Here is a 26,362-nt window from a genome sequence, read left to right as displayed (position 1 = left end):
TTTGGTCTGAAACCCGCGCGGTGGTGGGGGGGGTTGGGGGTGGTTTGGGGGTTTTTCACATTTTTTGTTTTGACACTCTGTCGTTGGGCGCCCCCCCCCCCGCTCCTACAGAGGGCGTGGAAATCTGGACACTGATACAAAACCTGTAGGAGCGAATTCATTCGCGAAGCGCCGGTAATGGCACCGCGCTGGTTAATCGCCAACACGTTGGCGCCTACGGAGTCTTCGAAAATTCAAACAGGAGAATCCCATGCATTTAGTACAGTTCGAGCTGGGCAACGGCCAGCGTCGCGTCGGTCTGGTGGACGGTCCGCTGGTGCGCGAAATCCAGGGCGCCACCAGCACCCGTGAGCTGGCCCTGGCGGCCATCGAAAAGCGCATCTCCCTCGCCGAGCAGGTCGACAGCCTCGGCCTGGGTGACAGCCACGATTACTCGCAGCTGCGCGCCGATCTGATGATTTTGCCGCCGCTGGATCACCCGGATCCGGCCCACTTGCTGGTCAGCGGCACGGGCCTGACGCACCTGGGCAGCGCCTCGGCGCGGGACAAAATGCACCAGCAGGACAACGACGAGTCGGCCATGACCGACACCATGCGCATCTTCAAGTGGGGCGTTGAGGGCGGCAAACCGGCGGCCGGTCAGCCGGGCGTGCAGCCGGAGTGGTTCTACAAGGGCGACGGCAGCATTGTGATTCGTCCCGGTGAGTCGTTCCCGCAGCCGCCGTTTTCCGAAGACGCCGGCGAAGAGCCTGAGCTGAGCGGGCTGTACGTGATCGGTCACGACGGCAAGCCTTACCGTCTCGGGTTCGCCATTGGCAACGAGTTCTCTGACCACGTCATGGAGCGCAAAAACTACCTGTACCTCGCCCATTCCAAGCTGCGCGCCTGCTCCTTCGGCCCGGAGCTGCGGGTTGGCGATCTGCCGCAGAACCTGGCGGGCACCAGCCGCATCCACCGTGACGGCCAGGTGCTGTGGGAGAAGGAATTCCTGAGCGGCGAGGCCAACATGTGCCACAGCCTGGAAAACCTCGAGTACCACCACTTCAAATACGCCCAGTTCCTGCGGCCGGGCGATGTCCACGTGCATTTCTTTGGCACCGCGACGCTGTCGTTTGCCGACGGCATCAAGACCCAGCCGGGCGACAAGTTCGAAATCAGCCAGCATGAGTTCGGTGCGCCGTTGATCAACGGCATCAAGCCGGCCGAGGCTGTTTTCCAGCCGGGCGCTATCAAGCAGCTGTGATGCCTCGCCGCGCTGCAGAAAACCTGTAGGAGTGAGCTTGCGCGCGATGCGACGGTTCAGTCACTGAAAGGGGTGACTGGAATCACGCTATCGCGAGCAAGCTCACTCCTACAGTTGCTTGCCTGCTAGCGGCTGCGCTCGATACGACACCCATAAAAACAAAACGAGGTGCGACCCATGACCGCCACTGCCATCCCGCTGGAACGGGTCGATGCCGACGCGCTCGAGGACAGCATCTACCGCAAGGTGAGCTGGCGAATCGTGCCGTTGTTCATCGCCTGTTTCCTGTTTGCCTACCTGGACCGCGTCAACATCAGCTTCGCCAAATTGCAGATGGCCAGCGACCTGGGTTTCAGCGAAACGGTTTACGGTCTGGGCGCGAGCCTGTTCTTCGTCGGCTACTTCCTGTTCGAAGTGCCGAGCAACGTGCTGCTGCACAAGATCGGCGCGCGGATCTGGATCGCGCGGATCATGGTCTCGTGGGGCATTGCGTCGGCGTGCATGATGTTCGTGCAGACCGAATTCTGGTTCTACACGCTGCGCTTTCTGATCGGCGTGATGGAGGCGGGCTTCGTCCCAGGCGTGCTGTATTTCTTCACCCAGTGGTATCCGGGCTCACGTCGGGCGCGGGTGAACTCCTACTTCAAAAGCTCCATCTGCCTGTGCGGGATTGTCGGCGGTCCGATTGCGGGCCTGATCCTCGGTCACTTCGACGGCGTCATGGGCCTGGCCGGCTGGCGCTGGCTGTTCCTCATCGAAGGCATCCCGTCCATCCTGCTGGGCGGCGTAGTGTTCTGGCTGGTCAAGGACCGTATCGAAGACGCCACCTGGCTCAGCGATCAGGAGAAGCAAGTGGTGCTGGCGCGCATGGCGAAAGAGGCCAGGCCCGTCGTCAAGCAGACCGTGAAAGATATCTGGAAGCACCCGACCACCTACGTGATGTCAGGGATTTACCTGTGCCTGGTCATGGCGCTGACCGGCCTGTTGTTCTGGATGCCGCAGCTGATCAAAACCGCCGGTGTGGCCGACACCCTGAACATTGGCCTGCTGACGGTGATTCCGTATGTGGGCGCGGTCATCGGCAACCTGCTGATCGGCGCCAGCTCCGACCGCCACGGCGAGCGCCGCTGGCACATGGCGGGTTGCGCGACGCTGACCGCTGCGGGCTATCTGGTGTGTGCGTTGTTTCCCGGGCAACTGGTACCGCTGATGATCGGCATGACCATGATCATGACCGGCATCATTGCCTGGATGCCGATCTTCTGGACCATCCCGCCGCGCTTCCTCACCGGCATTGCTGCGGCTGCGGGCATTGCGCTGATCAACTCCCTCGGGCAACTGGGCGGGATCATCGCGCCGTTCATGGTCGGTCGCATCAAGGACCTCACCGGCACAGCGACGCCTGCGCTGTTCGCGTTGTTCGCCGTCAGCGTGCTGGCCATCGCGCTGATCGTCTGGGGCATCCCGGCGCGTTACTACGCCAGGGAAGCGGTTCAGGACTGAACCTGCGGTCGCCAGACGCCGAGGCCAGCGCTTCGGCGTCTTTTCACCTATCATTCGCGCTTTCACTGATGCGAACGACTGCCATGACCACCACACCTGATTCCCTGCGCGCTGAACTCCAGACTGCGCTGACCGCCCACAGCATGCTGGAAATCGACGGCCTGCACGCCTTCGAATTCACCCTCGACGAGATGCTCCAGATCGAAAGCATGGACGGCCGCGAGCGCAAGGTCTGGCGCTTCTCGCTGGCGCAGATCGACGCCGCCGAATTCGATGCCGCCTTGCAAAGCTGGGTCATCAACGACGGCAACGCCGACCACCGCATCGTCGTGCTCAATGGCATCTCGGCAAGTGATGAGGACGAAGAGGTCGAGCAGGAATAAGCCCGCGCCCATCAATTAAGGCGACATTTTTGAATTCAATGCGGATCTGTGGCCGGATCGGGATCAAATGTAGGAGCGCGCTTGCCCGCGATTGCGGTGGGGCAGCGAGATATTCAGTGGCTGACACAACGCATTCGCGGGCAAGCGCGCTCCTACAAGGGATTTGTGTCGTTTAGAGATGCTGCGGTCGATCTGGCTCCTACAGACTTGTTACGTGCCGCGTATGAGCCACACGTCCCGCCATTTCACGACGCCCAGCCGGCAACTACTTTCTCCAACACGCTGTCATAGCCCATGACCTTCCGCGTGCACGGCGCGCCAACAACTCCAACAAGAGAACAGCCCAATGACTCCCAGACTTCTGCCGTGGTTAGCGCTCGCCAGCAGCCTTTCCGCGCTCTCCGTTCAGGCCAAACCCATGACTGATTACGACGTACTGGTCGGCTCCTACACCGCCGGCACCAGCGAAGGCATTTACCGACTCGGTTTCAACACCCAGACCGGCCAGCTCGACGCCAAACCGCGTCAGGTGATCAACAGCGACAACCCGTCCTGGCTGACGCTCTCCAAAGACCAGCGCCACTTGTTCGCGGTCAACGAGAACGGCCCGGGCCAGAAAGACGTCGTCGGCAAGGTCAGCAGCTACGCCATCGACCCCAAGACCCACGCCGTGTCGTTCCTCAATCAGGTTGAAACCAAAAGTGACGAGCCGACCCATTCCGGCCTGAGCCTGGACGGGCGTTTTCTGTTCGTCGCCAACTACGCCGTGCACCCTGATCCGGGTGGCCTGCTGGCAGTCGTGCCGGTCGGCAAGGACGGCAAACTCGCGCCAGTGGTGCAGACCGCGACCCACGAAGCGAGCAAGGTCAATCCGGAGCGTCAGGCTTCATCCCACGTCCACGCCGCGGTACCGACGCCGGATGGCAAGTACCTGATCGCGATGGACTTGGGCGCCGACAAGATGTTCGTCTTCAACTATGACGCCAAGAAGCCCCAGCCGCTGCAACCCGCGAAAGTGCCTTCGGTCGATCTGCCAGCGGGCAGCGGTCCGCGTCACCTGACCTTCAGCAAAGACGGCAAGCACGCTTGGCTGACCATGGAAATGACGGCGCAAGTGGCGGTGTTTGACTACCACGACGGCGTGTTCAAGCAGACCCAACTGGTGGACCTCGCCAACAAGGAAGGTCAGCAAAACCGCGCTGCCGGTGGCCTGCACACCTCGCCGGACGGCAAATTCCTCTACGTTGCCAACCGTGGCGAAGTGAATGAGCTGCTGGTGTTCAGCATTAATGCTGCCAACGGCCAGCTCAAGGAAATCCAGCGCCGCGCCGTTGAAGGCAAGGAGCCGCGCGAATTCGCCTTCGACCCGAGCGGCCACTTTGTGCTGATCGCTAACCAGAAGAGCAACCAGATCGTGACCGTTCGCTTTGACCCGAAAACCGGCCTGCTGGGCGACACCGTGCAGAAAGTCGACTTCGATTCGCCGTCTGACTTTCATTTCCTGACGGCGCACTGACGCCGGCGTAACACTTTGACGCAGGCTCGGCCCTTGCTCCACAAGGGCTCTGGGCCTGTATCAATTCAGGTGATATGGGCTAGTGCCAGAAAAGATTTTTTCCAGAACATCCTCGGGCGTAACTTTCATTCCACGGCCACGACGGTCAAGACTTGAAACGACACACCACAGCGAGGTACCCACCATGAACTTCAATCTCTTCTCCATCATCGCCGCGTCCGCCATCTCCGCCACGGTTGCATTGCCTGCCAGTGCCAGTGTTGAAGCCACCGACAAAAAAGTCAGTTCGACCCAGAGTTACACCCCGAAGTACCTGCAACAAAGCGCCAACTTCTACGCCGCTCTGGATCACAAGATTCAACAATGAACAGCACTTCGAAGTGAATCCATTCCCCGTTAACGAACGTATCGTTGCCGGGGAATGGATTTGTAAGAACCTGATGTGAGTTGCGACTTTGTGATAACCGGAAAACGTTTTCGCGAGCAACTTCGTCTTCCACAGGTTGATGCGACCCACTGACCACTGCGTGTCAGGCCCTGCATCAAGTGCCGGCGAGCTTGTTCGCGAAAGCGTTGAATTCCCTCCTTTGGTCCCCGTCTGCTGGATAAGCGATGGGGATTTTTTTGTGCCCATGTTTAATGGGCGATGCTGAAACTGTAGGAGTGACCGGGGTGGCGCTCCTAAAGGACTGATGCAAACTTCGAGAACGCGGTTATCTATGAGTCCGATTAACTTTCTGAATAATCAACCCCATCGATGTTTTGAATCGCCAGCCATCGTTTTTTAACCCGCACAACTTCACGCATTCTGGGCGCCTGAAACAGACACGTCCCGGAGCTTCAATCATGGCCACTGCCATCCTCCATTCAATCAAACACGGCGCTTATACCGCCATCGCGTTGTATGTTGTTTTCATCGCAGTGGTTACCGTCATCAGCACGAACCCACCACTCAATGCACCGTCGCAGATGTCGACGCAAACAGCTTCCATTGAACTCAATCGCGCGGCTGTTCAGTCCCAGGGGCGTGCGTCGTGAAAGGCGCGAAGTTCTGGGTGATTGTGTTCTTTGCTGTGATCAACAACGGCTGCTCATTGCTCGGCCATGGCGAAGGGTCGGTGGGCGGTGTGGCGCGCAGCATGGAGTTCAGGACCGAGGTTGCGGAAGCGGTCGAGATGCAGCGCTCGCAGAAGCTCAACACCGGTAATCCGCCGCCACGGCATAGCAAAATGATTTCGCCGATCTTTCAGTTGGAAGTGGCGTAGCGAAGTGGTGCGGCGAAGTGGTTTAGCAATTAACAAACGCGGCTGCAATCAGCCCTTGGCCATCGCAGTGACAAACACGTCCGATGCCAGAAAGCGCCGTAACCAGCCTTGCAGGTGAGGGTAGGGGCTTTGCCAGAACCAGTCCGCATCCACCGCGCAGAACTGCCGTATGAACGGCGCTATGGCGATGTCGGCCAGGGTCAGTCGATCGGTGATCAGAAAGTCCCGTGACGCCAGTAATTCGTTCAGCCTGCGCAGAAACCTCTCTCCCCGCTGGCGGTAGTCTTCCTGGGTGAATTCGGGATACCGGACGGCGTATTTGTAGTGATCCAGATCCTGCTTGAACCTGCCGTCGTTTTCCGCGATCAGCTCGGCGATCTGCCGCTGCCCGTCAGGGTCCTGGGCCAGGGACCAATCGTCCGGGTCATGCTGCGCCAGGGCCCAGCCCATGATGTCCAGACTTTGCTCCAGCACCCGGTCTTGCAGCACCAGCACCGGCACCGTGCCTTTGGGTGAGCGTTCGAGCATCTCGGCCGGTTTGGCTTTGAGGCTGACCTCCACCGTGGCCACCGGTACGCCGCAATACCCCAGCGCCATGCGGGCGCGCATGGCGTAGGGGCAGCGGCGAAACGAGTAGAGCGTCGGCACCGTCGATTCAGCGTGAGGCGCCAACGTCATGCTCAGGCCTCGGTCAGTTCGCCGCAGTCGGCGATGACGACTTTCTTGCTGGTACGGCCGGATTGCGAACCCAGCGCTTCGATGGCCTTGACCACGTCCATGCCTTCAACGACTTTGCCGAACACGACGTGTTTGCCGTCCAGCCATTCGGTGACGATGGTGGTGATGAAGAACTGGCTGCCGTTGGTGTTCGGGCCAGCGTTGGCCATCGACAGGTCACCTGGGGCGGTGTGCTTGAGGGTGAAATTTTCGTCTTCGAACTTGTTGCCGTAGATGGACTTGCCGCCGGTGCCGTTGTGGTTGGTGAAGTCACCGCCCTGCAGCATGAAGTTCTGGATCACGCGGTGGAACGACGAACCCTTGTAGCTCAGGCCATCGCCTTTCTCGCCGGTGCACAGGGCACGGAAGTTTTCAGCGGTTTTCGGAACGACGTCGTTGTGCAGTTCCATGACGATGCGGCCCATTGGCTCGTCGTTGGCAGTGATGTCGAAAAATACTTTGGAATTTGCCACGTGGTTTACCTTCTTTCGAGTTTGGCGCGACTGTTGCCGCGCAAGGGATACAGGGTTGCACAGAAACGCCATCAGGCGTGTCCGTGCGTCGTGAAAAAACGGATTAGCCGCTGCTGACCTCGACGGTGCTCAGGCCATTGCCCTGACGCCGCACCTGAATCTGCACGGGGATGCGCTCGTGCATTTCCTGCACGTGGGAGATCACCCCGACCTTGCGGCCCTGGGCTTGCAGCCCGTCGAGGGCGTCCATCGCCAGTTGCAGGGATTCGGGGTCAAGGCTGCCGAATCCTTCGTCGATGAACAGCGATTCAATCTTCAGCGTGCTTGAAGCCATGGACGCCAAACCCAACGCCAGGGCGAGGGAGACCAGGAACGTTTCCCCGCCCGAGAGCGAGTGAACCGAGCGCAGTTCGTCGCCCATTTCGGTGTCCATGACCAGCAGGCCGAGCATGCTGCCACCGCGTTTCAGGCGATAGCGACGCACCAGTTGCTTGAGTTGCGCGTTGGCGTGGTGCACCAGCAGATCAAGGTTGTAGGCCTGGGCGATCTTGCGGAACGTGTCGCCGGTGGCCGAGCCGATCAGGGCGTTGAGCCGGCCCCAGCGCTGGTATTCAGCGTGCGCGTGGGTGATGCGCTCTTGCAGCTCGCTGCTCGCCTCGCGACGGCGGTTGTCTTCGCTGACCTGGGCGCGCAGGTCGGCGCACAGCTGATCCTGAACCACCGATTGCGCCTGCGCTTCGGTCAATGCGGCGAGTAACTGCTCGGCGTCGCCACTGTCACTGTGCTGGGCCTGATGCTGCTGCAACTGCGCCGCGCGCTCTGCCACCAGAACCCTGGATTGCTCCAGGGCTTTTTCGCTGGACTGCAATTGCTGACGCAACCCGCTTACGCTGTCGTCGCTCAGCCCCAGCAAGGCTTCAAGCGCGGCATCGTCGAGTTCGCGGTGGCTGCTGCGCCACTCGGCGATCTGCCGCTCAAGTTCTGTCAGTTCCTGTTCAAGGGCCTGCAAGCGCTGTTGTTCGCCCTCCAGTTCTGCGGTCAGCTTGATCAGCTCGCTGCGCGCCGCCTGAAGTTCGTGGGCGATAGCGGCCTGAGCCTCTCGCGCTTGCTCGACCGCGTGCTCAAGGGCGTGCTGCCAGCGCTCGGGCGATGCGTGCTCGCCGAGGGTCTGTGCCAGATGCTGTTGCACCGTCTGTTGCTTCTGCTGACGAGCATCGAGTTGGGCTTGCACCTTTTGATGTTCTGTCTCTCGACTTTGCTGGGCAATCTGCTCGCGCTCCAGTTTTTGCGCCCGCTCGCTGTGCTCTTGCTGCTCGGCCTTCTGCTGGTCGAGCTGCTCGACGCGCGCGGCAATGTCGTTATCCAGCTGCATGAAGCTCTGGGTCGCCGACTCGCGCCATTGCGTCAGGCTTTCAGCGGGGAGCAGGGGCTCGAACTCCTGTAGCGCCGCTTCGAACTCCTGGTTGTCCACAGCGATGTGGCGTTGCTGATCGTCCAGCAGCTTCATCGCCTGCTGACTGGCCTCGCGGGCATCGAGCACCTGCTGCTGCAGGGATTCGGCATCCCGTTGCACTTTCAGCAGACGGGTCTGGCGCTGCTCGGCGCTGAGGATGTCCTGGGCCAGTTGGTGCAGACGTTCGCTCAGCCAGTCGCCGCGCAGGTGCTCGGGTTGCTCCAGCAGGCGCGGATACAGCGGGTGAGCTTCCAGCTCAGGCGCCAGGGTTTGCAGCTGTTCGGCCAGTTGGTCCTGCTGCGGTTTGGACTGCTTGAGCTGATTGTTCAGCTCAGCAACTTCGGCGCGCAGCTCGGCGAGCTTTTCGCTGAGTTGCCCGACGGTCTGCCGGGCGCGTGCTTCTTCGCCGTCGTCGTGACCCGACAGCGCTTCAAGCAGCGCCTCGGAGTGGTGATACGGATGCTCTTCGCTGCCGCACACCGGGCACGGTTGCTGATCGACCAATTGTTCGCGCAGTTGCTCGACACTGGCGCTGCGGGCCAGGCGCTGGCGTTGCAGCAGTTCAACGGTGACCTTCAGCGCCTGCTCGGCAGCTTCATGTTCGGCTTTGAGTTTCAGGCCTTGGGCGATGCCCTGGGCACGACGTTCAGTCGCCTGCTGCTGGCGGGTTTGCACGTCGAGCAAACGGCCGGCGACGTCCTGATGGCGCTGCCACAGGCGTTCAAGTGAGTCGCTCGCGTTGTGCTGCTGGCGGTTGTCCTGCAGCAGTTGCCCTAGCCGCTCGATATCGTGGCTGACCGCATCGGCCTTGACCTCGGCGTCGTCGTACAGCGCCTGCAAGGCGCTGCGGCGCTCGCTTAGGGTCTGTTCGGCAAGGGTAGCGTTTTTCTCCAGCTGCGGCAGTTCGGCACGGCCCTGAATCAGGCGCGCGCTAAGTTGTACGGTTTGCTGCAGACGCGGTCGGTAGGCGCTCCATGACTGACTCAAGGTGGTCAGCGATGCGCTTTGCTCCAGTTGCTCGGCGATGGACTGCAAACGTGCTTCGACCTGCCGCTGCTGCTCGGCCAGTTGCTCAAGGGTCGACTGACCTTCGGTGCTGGCCTGCTGCGCGGCGCGTGCCTGCTCGCCGAGCTGTTGCAGCTCCTGATTCAGATGATTGAGCTGGGCCTGTTGCTCGAAGGCTTCACTCAGGGCCGGCCGCGCGTTGAGCAGTTGTTCCTGCGCCTGCTGCAACGCGCCGTCGGCGCTGAGGCGTGTGCTGTCGAGCTCGGCGATGCGCGCATCCAGTCCGGTTTGCTTGAGCTGATGGGCCTGAATCGCAGCGGTCAGCGGCGCGAGCTGAGCCTGAAGCCTGGACCGCTGACTGAACAGATGCCGCTGGGGCGCCAGACGCTCCAGTAGCGCAAGCTGCTGACGATCGGCGCTGTGGCCTTCCCACGTCAGCTGGGCGCTGGCGAGCTGTTCGTTGGCCGCCTGATGGCTGTCGCGCAGGCGATTCAATTCCTTGAACCACTGCTGCTTGAGCTCCAGCTGGCGCAGGTGCGCCTGTTGCAGTTTCAGCTGCTGTTGGGCGTCGTTGAAGCGCTGCTCAAGCTCGGCGCGCTGCTCAGGCTCCATCGGCGTCAACGTGCCGGCCTGGGCCTGGAGGGTTTTCAGTGCTTCCTCGGCTTCCTTGCTTTTGCTGTAGGCGCGACGGCCCAGCTGGCTGTAGATCGCCGTGTCGGTGAGCTTTTCCAGCAGCTCGCTGCGGTCTTTGTCGTCGGCCTTGAGGAAGGCGCTGAACTCACTTTGCGCGAGCATCACCGCGCGGGTGAACTGCTCGAAGTTCAGCCCCAGGCGCGCCTCCAGCAGGGTCTTGTACTCGGTCTTGTTCTGCGTGCTGAGAATCTGCTCGCTGTCCAGATCGATCAGCGTCTGGCGGCTGGCCTGGAGTTTTTTCGTGGCGTTGTCGCGGGCGCGGTTGGCTTCCCAGCGCGCGCGATACCGGCGCTTGTCGATGCCGACGAAATCCACTTCGGCGTAACCGCTGCCGGTGCCGCGGCGCAGCAGGTTGCGCGGGTCGTTGGTGCTGATGTCGCCGTCGATCTCCGGCACGCGGGACTGGCCGATGTTGTTGAGCCGGGGAATCGCGCCGAACAGCGCCAGGCAGAGGGCGTCCAGCAGCGTGCTTTTGCCCGCGCCGGTGGGGCCGGTGATGGCGAACAGGCCGGCGCTGGCGAGGGGCTCGGCGGTGAAATCCAGCTCGAACGGACCGGCCAGCGAGGCGAGGTTTTTCAGGCGAATGGCGAGGATCTTCATGGCTGTTCGCTCTCCAGCTGCACGTCCTGAAGCAGGGTCGCGAAGTCTTGCAGCGTCTGCTCATCCACTTCGCTGCCGTAGCTGTCCTGCCATGCACGGCTGAACAGTTCCTGCGGGCTCAGTTGGTCCAGTTCGATCAGGTCTTGATTGGCGTCTTCATCACGACCGCCCTTGCCGGCGTATTCGGCGGCGATGCGCACCAGTCGCACAGCCTTGCCTTCCAGTGCGGCTTCGATCTGGTTGCGCAGGTCGGGCTGCGGCTCGTCCAGACGCACACGGACTTCGAGCCACGGCTGACGGTCGACGTCGGCCAGCAGATCGATGTCCGGAAGGTCCCGCAGTTGCAGCAACAGCTCGGCCAGTGGCGCCGGGCCGACCCTTTGCAGGTTGACGGCGCGGGGAATCAGCAGGGGTTTGACGCTGACCAGCTTGTCGCCGTCGCACTCGATTTCGAGGATCTGATGCTGGTAGCCGATTTCCGAAAACGACAGGGGGATGGGCGAACCGCTGTAGCGAATGCGGTCCTCGCCGTTGACCCGCTGGGGTTTGTGCAGATGCCCGAGGGCGACGTAGGTGATGCTCTCGCCGAACAGGCTGGCGGGCAGGGCTTCGGCGTTGCCGATGATCAGGCTGCGTTCGGAGTCTTCCGACACCGAGCCGCCGGCCATGTGCGCGTGGCTGATGGCGATCAGCGCCTGGCCTTTCTTGCGCCGCTGGTTGGCCGCTGCGATGAGCATTTCATGGACTTGTCCGATGCCGCGCAAATAATTGTCGCCCAATGCCGCGCCCGTCACTTCGGCAGGCCTCAGGAATGGCAGCGCCAGGCACCAGCCGAGGACTTTGCCCTTGGCGTTACTCAGCGGCAGCAGCAGGCGGTCGACGTCCAGCACGCCATCATCGAGCCAGAGCACCCGGCCCAGCGCGTGGGTGCGCAGGCGTCGCATAAGTGGCGCGGGCAATTCGATGCGCGATCCGGAGTCGTGGTTGCCAGCGATCATGACGATGGTCAGCTGCGGGTTCTGCTCGTGGGCGCTGACGATGAAGTCATACAGGCGCTCCTGGGATTTGACCGGCGGATTGACCGTGTCAAAGATGTCGCCGGCGATCAGCAGAACATCCGGTTTGCGCTCGGCCAGACGGGCCAGCAGCCAGGTCAGAAAGCTGGCGTGTTCGAAATCTCGCTCCTGACCATGAAGGTTCTGGCCGAGGTGCCAGTCGGAGGTGTGGAACAGACGCATGGGGGTACCTTGGTTTAAATACGTGGCGCCGGCAGCGGCGTCCTTTGTAGGAGCGTGGCTTGTCCCGCGATCGACCGGGGACCGGTCGTAAAAAAGTCGCTTATCGAGATGACCATGACACACCGCGCGGGCAGGTTCTGCTGCCGCTGCGCGCCAGATCGCGGGACAGGCCACGCTCCTACAGGGAGAAAGAGCAATGGCATCATTTTGGATAAAGCGGCGGCAAGCTGTCGCCTCCGATCGGGTCCTGGGGGTTCTCGATGGCGGGCAGCGCTTTGACGGCGCGCCATAGGTCTTCGCCCAGCCACAGTTTTTCGGTCTCGCTGTACAGCGCGCCATTCAGTCCGTCCAGCGCATGGGACAGCGGCACGAAGCGCGCGGCCATGTCGGCCAGGGTTTCCGGCTGCTGTCGGGCCCAGGCGTCCAGCGCCTGTCGGGTGGCGTGGGGGTCGTTGGCCAGAGACGCGCGTTTCAGATCGTCGAGCACTGTACGCGGACTCGGCCCCGTTTGCGCGACCCGGGCCAGCGCCGGTTGCCAGCGACCGCGCCACCACAGGCCGAAGCCCAGCAGCGTGGTGAAACTCAACAACACCGTGCTCAACTGCCACGGCCACACCGGCGGGCCGATCACCGTCACATTGCTGTTGTCGCTCACTGGCGTGTCCACCGCAAACGCCGGGTTGAGGCTGACCTGCAAGGTGCGGGCGGGCAGGGCGCTGTGCTCCAGGTGATCTTCCTGGGTGTTCCACCAGACCAGATCCACTGCGGGAATTTCGATGGCGCCAGGACGATTGGGCACCAGCGCCTCACGCTCTTCGCGTACGCCGGTCAAACCGCGCTCGCCGGGCTGATTGCTCAGTTGCGGCTGATCGGGGTAACGCCGCAATGCACTGACGTCGGTGGCGGGCAGCGGCGGCAATTGTGCGCTCGACAAGCCCTCGGCCTTCAGTTGCAAGGTGCGGGTTAGGGAATCACCAACCTGGCTGTGGGCAGGTTCCGGGCTCCACTTTTCACTGAGGCTGACGCTGCGCGCCGGCAGCCATGGCGTGTCGGCGGGATAGTGCGCCGGTTGCGGCTTGACGTCGAGGGTCAGGGGCAGCGACGTCACGTGCATCAATCGGCCCGGTTTCGGCCCACTGGCGATTGCGCCCGGCGCCATGGCGGCGGCCGCACTGGCGTCGGTGGTGTCCTGAACCAGCGTGGCGCTGAAAGCCTGGGCCGGGATGATCAGCTTCCCGCTGTGCTGCGGATACAGCGCGTAGCGCATCTCGATGACGCCGTGGCGAGTGCCGTTGATCTGCTTCTCGTACGTGCGCGTGTCGCCAAGCTTTTCAATGCGCGCATCCGGCACTTGCAGCGGGGTCAGGCTGCTGTCGTCGAACAGTGAGACTGAGTGATAGATGCGCACAGTCAGCAAAACCTGCGCCTGAACGTACACGCTGTCCTGATCGAGGCTCGCCTCCATGAACACAGGCGCAAGCTTCTGCTCCTGGCCCTGAGCGGCAGGGCCGACATCGACCACTTGCAGCACGATTGGCTGGCTGGTCATTTCGCCCAGCTTCAGCGACGGGATTTCGATCGAGCCGCTGTGGCGCGGCATCAGCGTGATCAGCCAGCGGGTCGTCGCGTGGACGTTGCCTTCCAGCGTGGTCAGGCTGTTGAGCTGGCGGGTGTCGCGCACCTCGAAGTCGGCGTCCAGCGCGCTCATGTCCGGTCTGCCGAAGACGGTCGCGTCGTCGGTTTCAAGGGTCAGCTCAACGGTTTCGCCGGTGTTGACGCGCGTGCGGTCAACGCTGGATTGCAGCGTGGAGCCTGCGCTGTCGGCCTGTGCCAGTTGCGCCAGCTGCGCCACTAGAGCGAACAGGCACAACGTTCCTGCGATCAGCAACCTGTGCAGACGACTCATCGGGTCTTTTCCTGATGCTGCTGTTGTTCGTACCAGAATTTGCGCCGCAACAGTTCACCGGGTTCGTCGGGGATCTGCCGCAGCCATTGTTCGAGCGCCTGTTTCTGCTCGCCATCGATCTGTCCGTCGGCCGGTTTGCCGGAGGCACTCACAGGCTCATCGCTGTCGGATCCTGCGCCGGAAGCCTGCTCGTCGGCGGCGCTTTGCTGATCGCTGGCCGAGCGGTCGGCATTGGCATCCTGCTGCGCTGACGGCGCGCTCGATGACGACTGTCCGGCATTGCCATCGCGGGCATTGTCGGCATTCTCGTCAGTCTTCGCCTTCTCATCTGCTTTCGCCTGATTCGACGCTTTGTTCTGCGCCAGCACCTGCTCCACCAACGCCTTGTTGGCCAGCGCCGCCGGGAAGTCCGGTTGACGCTCCAGTGCCTGTTCATAGGCGTCGATGGCAGCTTCCAGCTCACCGCTTCGGGCCAGCGCATTGCCGCGATTGTAGTGGTCGGCGGCGCTGCTGCCCTGGGCAAAGCGCTGGACGGCGCCGGCGTAGTCACCGGCTTGATACAGCGCAACGCCTTGCCACTGCGGGTCTTCGAAATGCCGCGCGGCTTCCGCCGGGTGATGACGCTTGAGCAAGTGTTCGCCCTGTTGATCGGGCCGGCGCCACAGGTCGTCGAAACCGAAGGCATAGCTGGGTTGCGGCACGGCCATCAACAGCAACGGCAAACACAATAGCCAGCCGCGTCGCCCGGCGCATCCGGCCAGCAGCAGAAGGGGCAGCAGCAACCAGTAGCCCTGGTCGGCCCAGCGGTCGAGACGCACTTTCTGGCCCTGGCTGATCAGGCTCTTGGGACCGTCGAGCAGGCCCAGGTCATTGAGGTCCTGGTTGTCCAGACGCAGCGAAGTGTAGCGACCGCCCATGCTGTCGGCGAAATCCTTGAGCACCGGCCCGTCCAGACGCGGCACAAGGATGCCGCCCTGGGCGTCCTTCAGAAAACCGCCTTTCTCCTGGGTGACCGGAGCGCCTTCGGCGGTGCCGACGCCGAGCATCAATAAAGACGGAGCGTCGCGGCCGGTCATCGCGGCGCGAATTCCCTGACGTTCAGCGTCGCTGAGGGACGAACCGATCCACAGCAGCCGCCCTTGACCGAGGTCGCCCTGTTCGAGCAAATCCAGCGCTTTGCGCACGGCCAGGTCTGCACGGCGGCCGGTTTCGGGCATGATCGACGGCTTGATCGCATCCAGCAGGTTCTTGCTGGTCGCCAGATCATCCGACAACGGCACCAAGGTGTGGGCGCTGCCGGCATACACGATGATCGCGGTCTGTGAATCGCTGCGCGCCTGCAACAGATCTAGCACCTTGCGCCGCGCCTGTTCAAGTCGGGTGGGCGGGCTGTCAGCGGCGAGCATCTCCGGGGTCAGCTCGAGCATCACCACCAGTGGATCGACCGGCCGCTGGCTGTTCTGCTCGACGCGCTGCCAGCTCGGGCCGAGCAGCGCCAGTACCGCCAGCAACCAGCCGAGACCCAGTACCAACCACGGCAACTTGCTTTCCCGACCGCCGCCACCGCTGAGCAGGGCGGAATGAAAGGCGCTGGGCAAAATCATCTGCCAGCGCCCGACGCGCTTCTGCCGATTCCATAGCCGCCATAACAGCCAGCCGAGCGCGGGCAGCAGGAGCAGCCAGGCAGGGCGTGACCAATGGGGCCAGAGACCGGAGAAGAATTCGATCATGGGCGACTCGTCAGGCGCTTCAAGCGCTGACGCCACTGCGTGCCCTGCGCAAACGTCGGCCGGCGCGCAAAAAAGCGATAAACCGGGTTGTTCGGCCAGCGCTCCTGGACGACCAGCAGAAGGCTCAGCAACAAGGCCATCGACAACGGCATGTGATAAAGCGCCCGGGCCGGACGTGCTTGGGTCGGCTGCTGTGCGACCGGCTCAAGCCGGTCCAGCGCCTTGCCGATGCCGGCGAGTTCGGCGCCGTTGCGGGCGCGGAAATACTGCCCACCGCTGAGCGCAGCGATTTCCCGCAGCGCGGGCTCGTCCAGATCAAGGCTGGGGTTGAGGCCGAGAATGCTGGTGGCGCCTTTATCGGGATCTGCGCCGATGCCGATCGGGTAGATTTTCACACCTTCGCTGGCGGCCAGACGCGCGGCAGTTCTCGGATCTATCTGCCCCGCGTTGTTGGCGCCGTCGGTGACCAGAATCAGCACGCGGCTCTGGGCCGGGCGTTGGCGCAGACGCTTCAACGCCAGACCGATCGCGTCGCCGATGGCGGTGTTCTTGCCGGCAATGCCGATCCGCGCTTCGTCCAGCCAGACGCGCACGGTCTTGCGGTCGAAGGTCAGCGGCGCCTGCAGATATGCCTGACTGCCGAACAGAATCAGGCCGATGCGATCGCCCTGGCGGTGTTCAAGAAAGTCCCCCAGCAGCGTCTTCACCAGTGTCAGCCGGCTGACTTCGTCGTTTTTCCAGACCATGTCCGGGTAATCCATCGATCCCGACACATCCACTGCGACGAGCAGATCGCGGCCACTGGCAGCAACCGGCAACGGCTCGCCCAGCCATTGCGGGCGGGCGGCAGCGACCAGCAGCAGGAGCCACACGGTCATGAATGGCAACTGACGCCGCCAGCCCGGCAAACGGGTTCGTGCACGGCGCCCGGCGAGGCCTTCCAGCTCGGGGAGAAAGCTGATTTTCAGCGCCGCTTCGCCACTGTCCGCTGCGGGCAGCACCAGGCGCATCAGCCACGGCAGCGGGAGGAGGGCAAAAAGCCACGGCCAGGCGAATTCAAACATGCTTGCGAATCCAGGTCTCGACCGACTGGGTCAGGCCGTTGATGGCCTTGTCATCGAGTTTGCATTCCGGCTTGTAAGCACCCTCGACGAGGATCATCCAGCGCGTCAGGCCGGCGGCCGGGCAGCGGTTGTCGAGAAACGCCAGCCATTTGCGGCCGTTGAGGGTGTGGCTCTGGCTGTAGGGGTAGTGATTGCGGCACAGGCGTTTGAGCAGGCCGTTGATCTGTTGCAGCCAGGCACCGGCCGGGGCGCCGTCGTAGGGTTTGGGCATCTGTGCGAGTTCGACCAGTGCGGCCTGGCGCAAGGGGTCCAATGCCTCGGCGGTGTCAACGCTGGACTTTTTTGGCAGCAGCCTGCGCGCGCGCCACAGGCCGTAGCCCAGCGCCGGCAGCAGGATCAGCAGCAGCCACCAGCCCGGCGCTGGCGGCCAGAACCCGACCGGCTCCGGCAGGATCAGCGGTTGCAACTGGTCCAGCGCACTCATGGCTGTTTTACCGGGCGCTGGCCGTTGAGGTATTCGCGAAGTTGCTCGACCATTTCACGTTGGGTGCTCAGCGGCATCATCAGCACGCGCAGCTTCTGCGCCAGCAGTTCCCAGCGCGCCTGACGCGCCTCGCCCTGAGCACGGTAGCTCTGGCGCAGGTCGGCGCTCAGGGTGTCGAGCTCCAGGTGCGCGCCGCGGTCGGCAAAGCGCAGCAGCCCGGCAGCGGGCAAGGCGTGATCCAGCGGGTCGGAGAGCGGCAGCAGCAACAGATCGCAGTGCCGTGACAGTAACGCCAGTTGCTGTTCGGCCGAGTCGGACAACGCGCGCTCGTCGCACAGAATGATCGCCAGACTGCCCGGACGCATCACCTCCCGCGCGCGGCGCAGGGCCACGCCGAACGTGTCGCGGTCGGCAGCGGCTTCGGTGTGCAGCGACTGATTGACCCGCACCAGCCGGTTCAGCAGTTGCAGCAGGCTTTGCTTGCTGCGTCGCGGTTTGATCTCGTAATGCTCGTTGTCACCGAACACCAGCCCGCCGACCCGGTCGTTGTGACCCAGCGCGGCCCAGCCGACCAGCGCGGCGGCCTGGGCGGCGAGGACTGACTTGAACATCAGTCCGGACCCGAAAAACAGGCGGCGGCTTTGCTCGACCATGATGAAAATCGGCCGCTCCCGTTCCTCGTGAAACAGTTTGGTGTGGGGCTCTTGGGTGCGTGCGGTGACGCGCCAGTCGATGGTCCTGACGTCGTCGCCGGCCTGATAGACCCTGACCTGATCGAAGTCGACCCCGCGTCCGCGCAGCTTGGAATGGTGCAGGCCAATGAGCGGGCTGCGCTGGCTGGGCGTGGAAAACAGCTGCACTTCCCGCACGCGATGACGCATTTCAATCAGCTCGGCGAGGCTGATGCGAATGCCCGGTTGGGAGATCAGATAGGGTTGCATGGGGTCAGGCGACGGCCACGACGTCGAGAATGCGCTGGATCACGCGGTCTTGATCAATGCCCGCCGCTTCCGCTTCGAACGACAGGATGATGCGGTGGCGCAGCACGTCGAAGACCATCGCCTGAATGTCTTCGGGGCTGACGAAATCGCGCCCGGCCAGCCAGGCGTGGGCCCGGGCGCAGCGGTCCAGGGAAATCGAACCCCGGGGACTGGCGCCATAGCCTATCCACTCGGCCAGCTCGGCATCGAACTTGGCCGGCGTGCGGGTCGCCATCACCAGTTGCACCAGGTATTCCTCAACGGCATCGGCCATGTACAGGCCGAGAATTTCCTTGCGCGCCGCGAAAATCGCCTGCTGGCTGACCCGACGCTCTGGCTTGGTTTCGCCATTGAGCGCTTCGCCGCGGGCCTGCTGGAGGATCTTGCGTTCGACGGTGGCGTCCGGGAAGCCGATCTTGACGTGCATCAAAAAACGGTCGAGCTGCGCCTCGGGCAGCGGGTAGGTACCTTCCTGCTCGATGGGATTCTGTGTCGCCATCACCAGAAACAGCGGCGACAGGTCGTAGGTGCTGCGCCCGACGCTGACCTGACGCTCGGCCATGGCCTCCAGCAGCGCCGATTGCACCTTGGCCGGCGCGCGGTTGATTTCGTCGGCGAGCACCAGGTTGTGGAAGATAGGGCCTTGCTGGAACACGAAACTGCCGGTTTCCGGGCGATAGATCTCGGTGCCGGTGATGTCGGCCGGGAGCAGGTCGGGGGTGAACTGAATGCGATGGAACTGCGCTTCGATGCCTTCAGCCAGCTCTTTGATCGCCTTGGTCTTCGCCAGACCGGGCGCGCCTTCGACAAGCATGTGTCCGTCGGCCAGCAGCGCGATCAGCAAGCGCTCAACCAGTTTCTCCTGCCCGAGAATCTGGGTGGAGAGAAAGGTCCGCAGCGCGATCAACGCTTCACGATGTTCCATCGATGACAGTTCCTGGCAGGAGAGGCAGCAGCGCCAAGTGGCGCCGAAGCTGGGGGCGTTACTTTAATCCATCGCAGGGGCGCCGACTAATCGGCCGGCGGGTTTTTTCGGCTTTTCAGCAAAGGACCGGGCAAAAACAAGAACTGTCTTACATTTGCGTCAATTGGCGCCCGGTGCCGGCGGGGGGCTCAACTGATCGGGCTGACGTACGTTCCGACGTCCTTGAGGATGATCCGCAACGTGGCGTCCAGATCGGCCAATTCATTGGCGGGGGTGCTATGGGTGACCTCATACGCGGTATCGCCGCCCAGGGGTTTGGCGTCGGCGGCGTCGATTTCGACCAGCAGCCGGGTGGCGCTCAGAGTGACGGTGATGTTGTCTTCGACATGAATGGTGTCGTCACGGAACGTGATATCGACCTCATCCTCATCAGGAAAACGCGCGAGCAGAAACAGATCACCGGTGCTGCTGCCATGGCAACAGGCCAGCGCCATATCATCTTCCTCCTCGTCGCATGGGTTATAGATGAAGCTGTCGGTGGTCATTTGCATGGCGGCGATTCCTCTGGCGTGGTTCAGGGCAGGGTGGGATTTTGCCAGTCCTGCGGGAGATTTGCTGAAGATTGCGGTTTGCGATCAAGGTAGCGGTTGGGTAAACCTGACCCACCGCGTTCGCCAGCAAGCCGGCTCCAGGGGTGATGGCGCACAAACTGGCCTCTTCCCGGCTAAAGCCGGTCCCACTAAAAAGCATCGCGTGCATCCAGTGGGAACGATCAACCGCGAAATTGATGGCGCTCAAACTGGCCTCTTCCCGGCTAAAGCCAGTCCTACGAAGGCATCGCGTGCATCCAGTGGGAACGATCAACCGCGAAATTGATGGCGACCAAACCGGCCTCTTCCCGGCTAAAGCCAGTCCTACGAAGGCATCGCGTGCATCCAGTGGGAACGATCAACCGCGAAATTGATGGCGACCAAACCGGCCTCTTCCCGGCTAAAGCCGGTCCCACTAAAAAGCCTCGCGCGCATCCAGTGGGAACGATCAACCGCGGAATTGATGGCGACCAAACTGGCCTCTTCCCGGCTAAAGCCGGTCCTACTAAAAAAGCACCGCCTGCATCCAGTGGGATTGGCGATGACTGTAGGACCGGCTTCAGCCGGGAAGCTTTTGATCTGCTTAAACGCGCTTTTGATCTTCATACGCAAAAAGCCGAGTCACCGCCAATCGCGACTTTGGTGCAGGCTGAACGCAGGTTTCGCGCAGTGGGTCGAGCCGCATGGATGCGGCGAGAGCGCCGTCAGGACAGGGATGTCCGTTCGGCGCGGGCCCACGGAGCGGGACCGGAGTGAGGGAACCCTGAGGAACGAAGGGCCCAACCGAGAGCAGGCACTTTTGGTTACTTTTAGTGCTTTTTAAAAGTAACTCGCCGAAGGCGAAACAGTCTGCCCTTAGGCAGACGCCCTTGATCCTGTCGCACTGAGCAACGCCGCAGATCCGGGGACAGATTAATTTACGATGAAGCGCTGTAAATAAATCAGTCCCCTCAACCAGTCCCCTCAACCCGAAGCCTGCAACCCGATGTCCGAATATGTCGCAGCATCGCAAGCAGATTCAGGGCGCCACTCGTTAAGCTGCACCAGAGTCGAACAAATGTGACGGCACACACACCAAAAGCGTTAGTAATTCACGCAGTGCGAATCGCATTGCCCCCTGTCACGTTATGCTGACTATCATCGACCATACGCAAACGTGACAAACGAACACGCTCCACCCGACACACGCATCTCTCCTATATAAAAGCTCAAGCCAATCGGAGTACCACAGATGGCGTTCTTCACCGCAGCCAGCAAGTCCGACTTCCAGCACCAACTGCGAGCGGCACTGGCTCAGCACATCAGCGAACAGGCACTGCCACAAGTGGCGCTGTTCGCCGACCAATTCTTCGGCATCATCTCCCTCGACGAACTCACCCAGCGCAGACTCTCTGACCTGGCCGGTTGCACCCTCTCGGCCTGGCGCCTGCTCGAACACTTCGAGCACGGCACCCCTGAAGTGCGGGTCTACAACCCCGATTACGAACGTCACGGCTGGCAGTCCACCCACACCGCCGTCGAAGTGCTGCACCACGACCTGCCGTTCCTGGTCGACTCGGTGCGTACCGAACTGAACCGCCGCGGCTACAGCATCCACACGCTGCAGACCACCGTGCTCAGCGTGCGTCGGGACGAGAAAGGCCAGTTGCTCGAACTGCTGCCAAAAGGCACCAACGGCGACGGCGTGCTGCAAGAATCGTTGATGTACCTGGAGATCGACCGTTGCGCCAATGCCGCGGAGCTGAACGTGCTGGCCCGCGAACTGGAGCAGGTGCTGGGCGAAGTCCGCGTTGCCGTTGAAGACTTCGAGCCGATGAAAGCCAAGCTCCACGAGCTGCTGGCCGGCATCGACGCCACCGAATACAACATCGACCCGGAGGAGAAATCCGAGGTCAAGGTGTTCCTCGAATGGCTGGTGAACAACCACTTCACCTTCCTCGGCTATGAAGAATTCACCGTCAGCAACGAAGACGAAGGCGGTCAGCTCCATTACGACCCGTCGTCCTTCCTCGGTCTGACCAAACTGCTGCGCGCAGGCCTCACCGCCGAAGACCTGCACATAGAAGGCTATGCAGTGAAGTATCTGCAGGAGCCGACCCTGCTGTCGTTCGCCAAGGCCGCGCACCCGAGCCGCGTGCATCGCCCGGCCTACCCGGACTACGTGTCGATCCGCCAGATTGACGCCGACGGCAACGTCATCAAGGAATCGCGCTTCATGGGCCTGTACACCTCGTCGGTGTATGGTGAAAGCGTGCGCGCCATTCCGTACATCCGCCGCAAGGTCGCCGAAGTCGAACGCCGCTCCGGGTTCGACGCCAAGGCGCACCTGGGCAAGGAACTGGCGCAAGTGGTTGAAGTGCTGCCCCGCGACGACCTGTTCCAGACCCCGGTGGACGAACTGTTCACCACCGTCATGTCGATCGTGCAGATCCAGGAGCGCAACAAGATTCGCGTGTTCCTGCGCAAGGACCCGTACGGCCGTTTCTGCTACTGCCTGGCCTACGTGCCGCGCGACGTCTACTCCACCGAGGTCCGTCAGAAGATCCAGCAAGTGCTGATGGATCGCCTGAAAGCCACTGACTGCGAGTTCTGGACCTTCTTCTCCGAGTCGGTGCTGGCGCGCGTGCAGCTGATTCTGCGTGTGGACCCGAAAGTCGCCCTCGACATCGACCCGCTGCAGCTGGAAAACGAAGTTATCCAGGCCTGCCGTTCGTGGAAAGACGACTACGCCAGTCTGGTCATCGAAAGCTTCGGCGAAGCCCAGGGCACCAATGTCCTGGCCGACTTCCCGAAAGGTTTCCCGGCCGGCTACCGCGAGCGTTTCGCCGCGCACTCCGCCGTGGTCGATATGCAACACGTGCTGAGCCTGTCCGAAGCCAATCCGCTGGTGATGAGCTTTTATCAGCCGCTGTCGGGCGACAAGGCGCAGCTGCACTGCAAGCTGTACCACGCTGACACGCCGCTGGCGCTGTCCGACGTTCTGCCGATTCTGGAAAACCTCGGCCTGCGCGTACTCGGTGAATTCCCGTACCGCCTGCGCCACACCAATGGTCGCGAGTTCTGGATTCACGATTTTGCGTTCACGTACGGCGAAGGCCTGAACCTGGACCTGCAACAGCTCAACGACACGCTGCAGGACGCCTTCGTCCACATCGTTCGTGGCGAGGCCGAGAACGACGCCTTCAACCGCCTGGTGCTGACGGCCGGTTTGCCGTGGCGCGACGTGGCGCTGCTGCGTGCCTACGCGCGTTACCTGAAGCAGATCCGCTTGGGCTTCGACCTGGGTTACATCGCCAGCACGCTGAATAACCACGCCGACATCGCCCGCGAGCTGACGCGTCTGTTCAAAACCCGCTTCTATCTGGCGCGCAAGCTGAGCGGCGGTGACCTCGACGACATGCAGCAGCGTCTGGAGCAGGCGATTCTGACTGCGCTGGACGGCGTGCAAGTGCTCAACGAAGACCGCATCCTGCGTCGCTACCTTGACCTGATCAAGGCGACCATGCGCACCAACTTCTACCAGACCGACGTCAACGGCCAGAGCAAGAGCTACTTCAGCTTCAAGTTCAACCCGCGTCTGATCCCCGAGCTGCCGAAGCCGGTGCCGAAGTTCGAAATCTTCGTTTACTCGCCGCGCGTCGAGGGCGTCCACCTGCGCTTTGGCAACGTGGCCCGTGGCGGCCTGCGCTGGTCCGACCGTGAAGAAGACTTCCGCACCGAAGTGCTGGGTCTGGTCAAAGCCCAGCAGGTGAAGAACTCGGTCATCGTGCCGGTCGGTGCCAAGGGTGGTTTCCTGCCCCGTCGTCTGCCGACCACCGGGACCCGCGACGAGATCCAGGCCGAAGCGATCGCCTGCTACCGCCTGTTCATTTCCGGTTTGCTGGACATCACCGACAACCTGAAAGAAGGCGTCCTGGTGCCGCCGGCCAACGTCGTGCGCCACGACGACGATGACCCGTACCTGGTCGTCGCCGCCGACAAAGGCACCGCGACCTTCTCCGACATCGCCAACGGTATCGCCATCGACTACGGTTTCTGGCTTGGTGACGCCTTCGCTTCCGGCGGCTCGGCGGGTTACGACCACAAGAAAATGGGCATCACCGCCAAGGGCGCGTGGGTCGGCGTACAGCGCCACTTCCGCGAGCGCGGCATCAACGTGCAGCAAGACAGCATCAGCGTGATCGGCGTCGGCGACATGGCCGGTGACGTGTTCGGTAACGGCCTGTTGATGTCCGACAAGCTGCAACTGGTCGCGGCCTTCAACCACCTGCACATCTTCATCGACCCGAATCCGGACCCGGCGAGCAGCTTTGTCGAGCGTCAGCGTCTGTTCGACCTGCCACGTTCGGCGTGGACCGATTACGACACTAGCCTGATGTCCGAAGGCGGCGGTATCTTCCCGCGCAGCGCGAAGAGCATCGCGATCACCCCGCAGATGAAAGCGCGCTTCGACATCACTGCTGACAAACTGACCCCGACCGAGTTGATGCACGCGCTGCTCAAGGCGCCGGTGGATCTGCTGTGGAACGGCGGCATTGGCACCTACGTCAAGGCCAGCACCGAGTCCCATGCGGACGTCGGCGACAAGGCCAACGACGCATTGCGCGTCAACGGCAACCAGTTGCGCTGCAAAGTGGTGGGCGAGGGCGGCAACCTCGGCATGACCCAGCTGGGCCGTGTCGAATTCGGCCTGATGGGCGGCGCGACCAACACCGACTTCATCGATAACGCCGGTGGTGTGGACTGCTCCGACCACGAAGTGAACATCAAGATCCTGCTGAACGAAGTGGTCCAGGCGGGCGACATGACCGAGAAGCAGCGCAACCTGCTGCTCGAAAGCATGACCGACGAAGTGGGCAACCTCGTTCTCGGCAACAACTACAAGCAGACCCAGGCCCTGTCCCTGGCGGAGCGCCGTGCCTACGAGCGCATCGCCGAGTACAAGCGCCTGATGAGCGACCTGGAAGCGCGCGGCAAGCTGGACCGTGCCATCGAGTTCCTGCCGGCGGAAGATCAACTGGCCGAGCGCATCGCCGAGAAGAAGGGCCTGACCCGGGCCGAGCTGTCGGTGCTGATCTCCTACAGCAAGATCGACCTCAAGGAAGCGCTGCTGGAATCCCGTGTTCCGGACGACGACTACCTGGCGCGTGACATGGAAACGGCATTCCCGCCGTCACTGGGCGCGAAATTCTCCGAGTCGATGCGTCGTCACCGTCTGAAGCGCGAAATCGTCAGCACGCAGATCGCCAACGATCTGGTCAACCACATGGGCATCACGTTCGTGCAGCGACTCAAAGAGTCCACCGGCATGACCGCAGCCAACGTGGCCGGCGCTTACGTGATCGTGCGTGACATTTTCCACCTCCCGCACTGGTTCCGTCAGATCGAGTCCCTGGACTACAAGGTGCCGGCCGAGATTCAGCTGGCGTTGATGGATGAGCTGATGCGTCTGGGCCGTCGCGCGACGCGCTGGTTCCTGCGCAGCCGTCGTAATGAACTGGACGCGGCCCGTGATGTGGCGCATTTCGGTCCGCACATCGCGGCGCTGGGTCTGAAGCTGGACGAGTTGCTGGAAGGGCCGACCCGTGAGGTCTGGCAGACGCGTTATCAGGAGTACGTCGCGGCGGGCGTGCCGGAGTTGCTGGCGCGGATGGTGGCAGGTACGAGTCACCTGTACACGCTGTTGCCGATCATCGAGGCGTCTGATGTGACCGGTCAGAATGCAGCGGACGTGGCGAAGGTGTATTTCGCGGTCGGCAGTTCGCTGGATGTGACGTGGTATCTGCAGCAGATCAGTGCGTTGCCGGTGGAGAACAATTGGCAGGCGCTGGCCCGTGAGGCGTTCCGTGATGATATCGATTGGCAGCAGCGGGCGATTACGGTGTCGGTGTTGCAGATGCCGAATGGTCCTGCGGATGTCGAGGAGCGTTTGAGTCTGTGGCTTGAGCAGCATTTGCCGATGGTCGAGCGCTGGCGCGCGATGTTGGTGGAGTTGCGTGCGGCGAGCGGTAACGATTATGCGATGTATGCGGTCGCTAACCGTGAGTTGCTGGATCTGGCGATGAGTGGGCAGACGGCCGTGGTTTGATGGTTTAGTCGGCTGTAAACGGGAGCCCCGCGTTGAGAGACGCGGGGCTTTTTTGTTTTGTTGTTTTTAAGGTCAAGAGCGTCTGCCTGGGGGCAGACTGTTTCGCCTTCGGCGAGTTACTTGATAAAGCCCCAAGTAACCAAGGGCTTGTGCTCTTGGTTTGGCCCTTCCTTCGTCAGGGTTCCTTCACTCCGGTCTCGCTCCGTGGGCCCGCCACCATCCGCCATCCATGCCGCTCGGCCCACTCCGCGAGACCTGCGTTCAGCCTGCACCCAAGTCGCGTTTGGCGGTGTCTGGGCTTTTTGCGTATGAAGATCAAAAGCAAAGCAGATCAGAAGCAGATCAACAGCTTCCCGGCTGAAGCCGGTCCCACAGGGTGTACGCGGTGTGCTTTTTAGTGGGAGCGGCTTTAGCCGGGAAGACGGCCCCACTGACTGCACCCGTTGCTTTTAGTGGGACCGGCTTTAGCCGGGAAGGGGCCAGTGTGGACGCTGGCAATTTTGCTG

General features: G+C 62.2%; 19 protein-coding genes. 8 read left to right on the top strand and 11 right to left on the bottom strand.

The annotated features are described in order from the left end of the window. Nucleotides 1–250 precede the first annotated feature (250 nt). The 7 genes from araD1 to ACYAR8_RS24690 all read left to right on the top strand — a co-directional run bounded on the left by araD1 (nucleotide 251) and on the right by ACYAR8_RS24690 (nucleotide 5,910). Nucleotides 251–1,243 (top strand): AraD1 family protein, encoded by a 993-nt coding sequence (gene araD1, locus ACYAR8_RS24720; RefSeq protein ID WP_463581328.1) that lies wholly within the window; start codon nucleotides 251–253, stop codon nucleotides 1,241–1,243. Between the two features lie 177 nt (nucleotides 1,244–1,420). After that, on the top strand, nucleotides 1,421–2,746 hold the full coding sequence (locus tag ACYAR8_RS24715; RefSeq protein WP_074890372.1) for an MFS transporter: 1,326 nt from the start codon (nucleotides 1,421–1,423) through the stop codon (nucleotides 2,744–2,746). A gap of 83 nt (nucleotides 2,747–2,829) precedes the next feature. Further along, entirely contained in the window at nucleotides 2,830–3,129 is a 300-nt protein-coding gene (locus tag ACYAR8_RS24710) for a DUF5629 family protein (protein WP_108121424.1), read from the top strand. Between the two features lie 346 nt (nucleotides 3,130–3,475). Continuing rightward, a complete protein-coding gene (locus tag ACYAR8_RS24705) occupies nucleotides 3,476–4,645 on the top strand; it encodes a lactonase family protein (protein WP_463581327.1) in 1,170 nt (389 codons plus the stop codon). A gap of 184 nt (nucleotides 4,646–4,829) precedes the next feature. Then, entirely contained in the window at nucleotides 4,830–5,012 is a 183-nt protein-coding gene (locus ACYAR8_RS24700) for a hypothetical protein (protein ID WP_065986171.1), read from the top strand. Nucleotides 5,013–5,491: 479 nt separating this feature from the next. After that, entirely contained in the window at nucleotides 5,492–5,683 is a 192-nt protein-coding gene (locus tag ACYAR8_RS24695) for a hypothetical protein (protein ID WP_463581326.1), read from the top strand. Next, complete coding sequence (locus ACYAR8_RS24690; protein WP_074892133.1) at nucleotides 5,680–5,910, top strand: hypothetical protein; 231 nt, start codon at nucleotides 5,680–5,682, stop codon at nucleotides 5,908–5,910. Before ACYAR8_RS24695 ends, ACYAR8_RS24690 begins: the two co-directional genes overlap by 4 nt. Before the next feature lie 48 nt (nucleotides 5,911–5,958). Here the strand turns inward: ACYAR8_RS24690 and ACYAR8_RS24685 are convergent, their stop codons facing one another. From ACYAR8_RS24685 to ACYAR8_RS24635, 11 genes are all read right to left on the bottom strand, one after another. Further along, nucleotides 5,959–6,588, bottom strand: coding sequence for a glutathione S-transferase (locus ACYAR8_RS24685; RefSeq protein WP_463581325.1), 630 nt, complete (start codon nucleotides 6,586–6,588; stop codon nucleotides 5,959–5,961). Nucleotides 6,589–6,590: 2 nt separating this feature from the next. After that, nucleotides 6,591–7,100 carry a peptidylprolyl isomerase gene (locus ACYAR8_RS24680; RefSeq protein WP_074892129.1) on the bottom strand — a complete coding sequence of 170 codons (510 nt, stop codon included), beginning with the start codon at nucleotides 7,098–7,100 and terminating at the stop codon, nucleotides 6,591–6,593. Between the two features lie 103 nt (nucleotides 7,101–7,203). Continuing rightward, a complete protein-coding gene (locus ACYAR8_RS24675; protein WP_463581324.1) occupies nucleotides 7,204–10,851 on the bottom strand; it encodes an AAA family ATPase in 3,648 nt (1,215 codons plus the stop codon). Continuing rightward, nucleotides 10,848–12,089 carry an exonuclease SbcCD subunit D C-terminal domain-containing protein gene (locus ACYAR8_RS24670; RefSeq protein ID WP_463581323.1) on the bottom strand — a complete coding sequence of 414 codons (1,242 nt, stop codon included), beginning with the start codon at nucleotides 12,087–12,089 and terminating at the stop codon, nucleotides 10,848–10,850. Before ACYAR8_RS24670 ends, ACYAR8_RS24675 begins: the two co-directional genes overlap by 4 nt. 202 nt (nucleotides 12,090–12,291) lie before the next feature. Further along, on the bottom strand, nucleotides 12,292–13,995 hold the full coding sequence (locus tag ACYAR8_RS24665) for a BatD family protein (protein ID WP_463581322.1): 1,704 nt from the start codon (nucleotides 13,993–13,995) through the stop codon (nucleotides 12,292–12,294). Continuing rightward, complete coding sequence (locus ACYAR8_RS24660) at nucleotides 13,992–15,725, bottom strand: vWA domain-containing protein (protein ID WP_463581321.1); 1,734 nt, start codon at nucleotides 15,723–15,725, stop codon at nucleotides 13,992–13,994. Before ACYAR8_RS24660 ends, ACYAR8_RS24665 begins: the two co-directional genes overlap by 4 nt. Beyond that, nucleotides 15,722–16,789 carry a vWA domain-containing protein gene (locus ACYAR8_RS24655; protein WP_463581320.1) on the bottom strand — a complete coding sequence of 356 codons (1,068 nt, stop codon included), beginning with the start codon at nucleotides 16,787–16,789 and terminating at the stop codon, nucleotides 15,722–15,724. Before ACYAR8_RS24655 ends, ACYAR8_RS24660 begins: the two co-directional genes overlap by 4 nt. Next, nucleotides 16,782–17,273, bottom strand: a complete 492-nt coding sequence (locus ACYAR8_RS24650) for a DUF4381 domain-containing protein (protein WP_108121411.1) — start codon at nucleotides 17,271–17,273, stop codon at nucleotides 16,782–16,784. Before ACYAR8_RS24650 ends, ACYAR8_RS24655 begins: the two co-directional genes overlap by 8 nt. Then, nucleotides 17,270–18,214: a DUF58 domain-containing protein gene (locus ACYAR8_RS24645; protein ID WP_074892115.1), complete on the bottom strand. Its 945-nt coding sequence runs from the start codon at nucleotides 18,212–18,214 to the stop codon at nucleotides 17,270–17,272. The genes ACYAR8_RS24650 and ACYAR8_RS24645 overlap by 4 nt, the downstream gene beginning before the upstream one ends. A gap of 4 nt (nucleotides 18,215–18,218) precedes the next feature. Beyond that, nucleotides 18,219–19,178 (bottom strand): AAA family ATPase, encoded by a 960-nt coding sequence (locus ACYAR8_RS24640; RefSeq protein ID WP_037013687.1) that lies wholly within the window; start codon nucleotides 19,176–19,178, stop codon nucleotides 18,219–18,221. Between the two features lie 188 nt (nucleotides 19,179–19,366). After that, nucleotides 19,367–19,729, bottom strand: coding sequence for a hypothetical protein (locus tag ACYAR8_RS24635; protein WP_463581319.1), 363 nt, complete (start codon nucleotides 19,727–19,729; stop codon nucleotides 19,367–19,369). 1,270 nt (nucleotides 19,730–20,999) lie between these two features. Between ACYAR8_RS24635 and ACYAR8_RS24630 the strand changes: the two genes are divergently transcribed. Next, the gene (locus tag ACYAR8_RS24630) at nucleotides 21,000–25,856 is read left to right on the top strand and encodes an NAD-glutamate dehydrogenase (RefSeq protein ID WP_463581318.1); all 4,857 of its coding nucleotides are present in this window, start codon (nucleotides 21,000–21,002) and stop codon (nucleotides 25,854–25,856) included. Nucleotides 25,857–26,362: the final 506 nt, after the last annotated feature.

This window comes from Pseudomonas sp. HP_01 (assembly GCF_055284355.1).
This window is presented reverse-complemented; position numbering and strand designations above follow the sequence as displayed.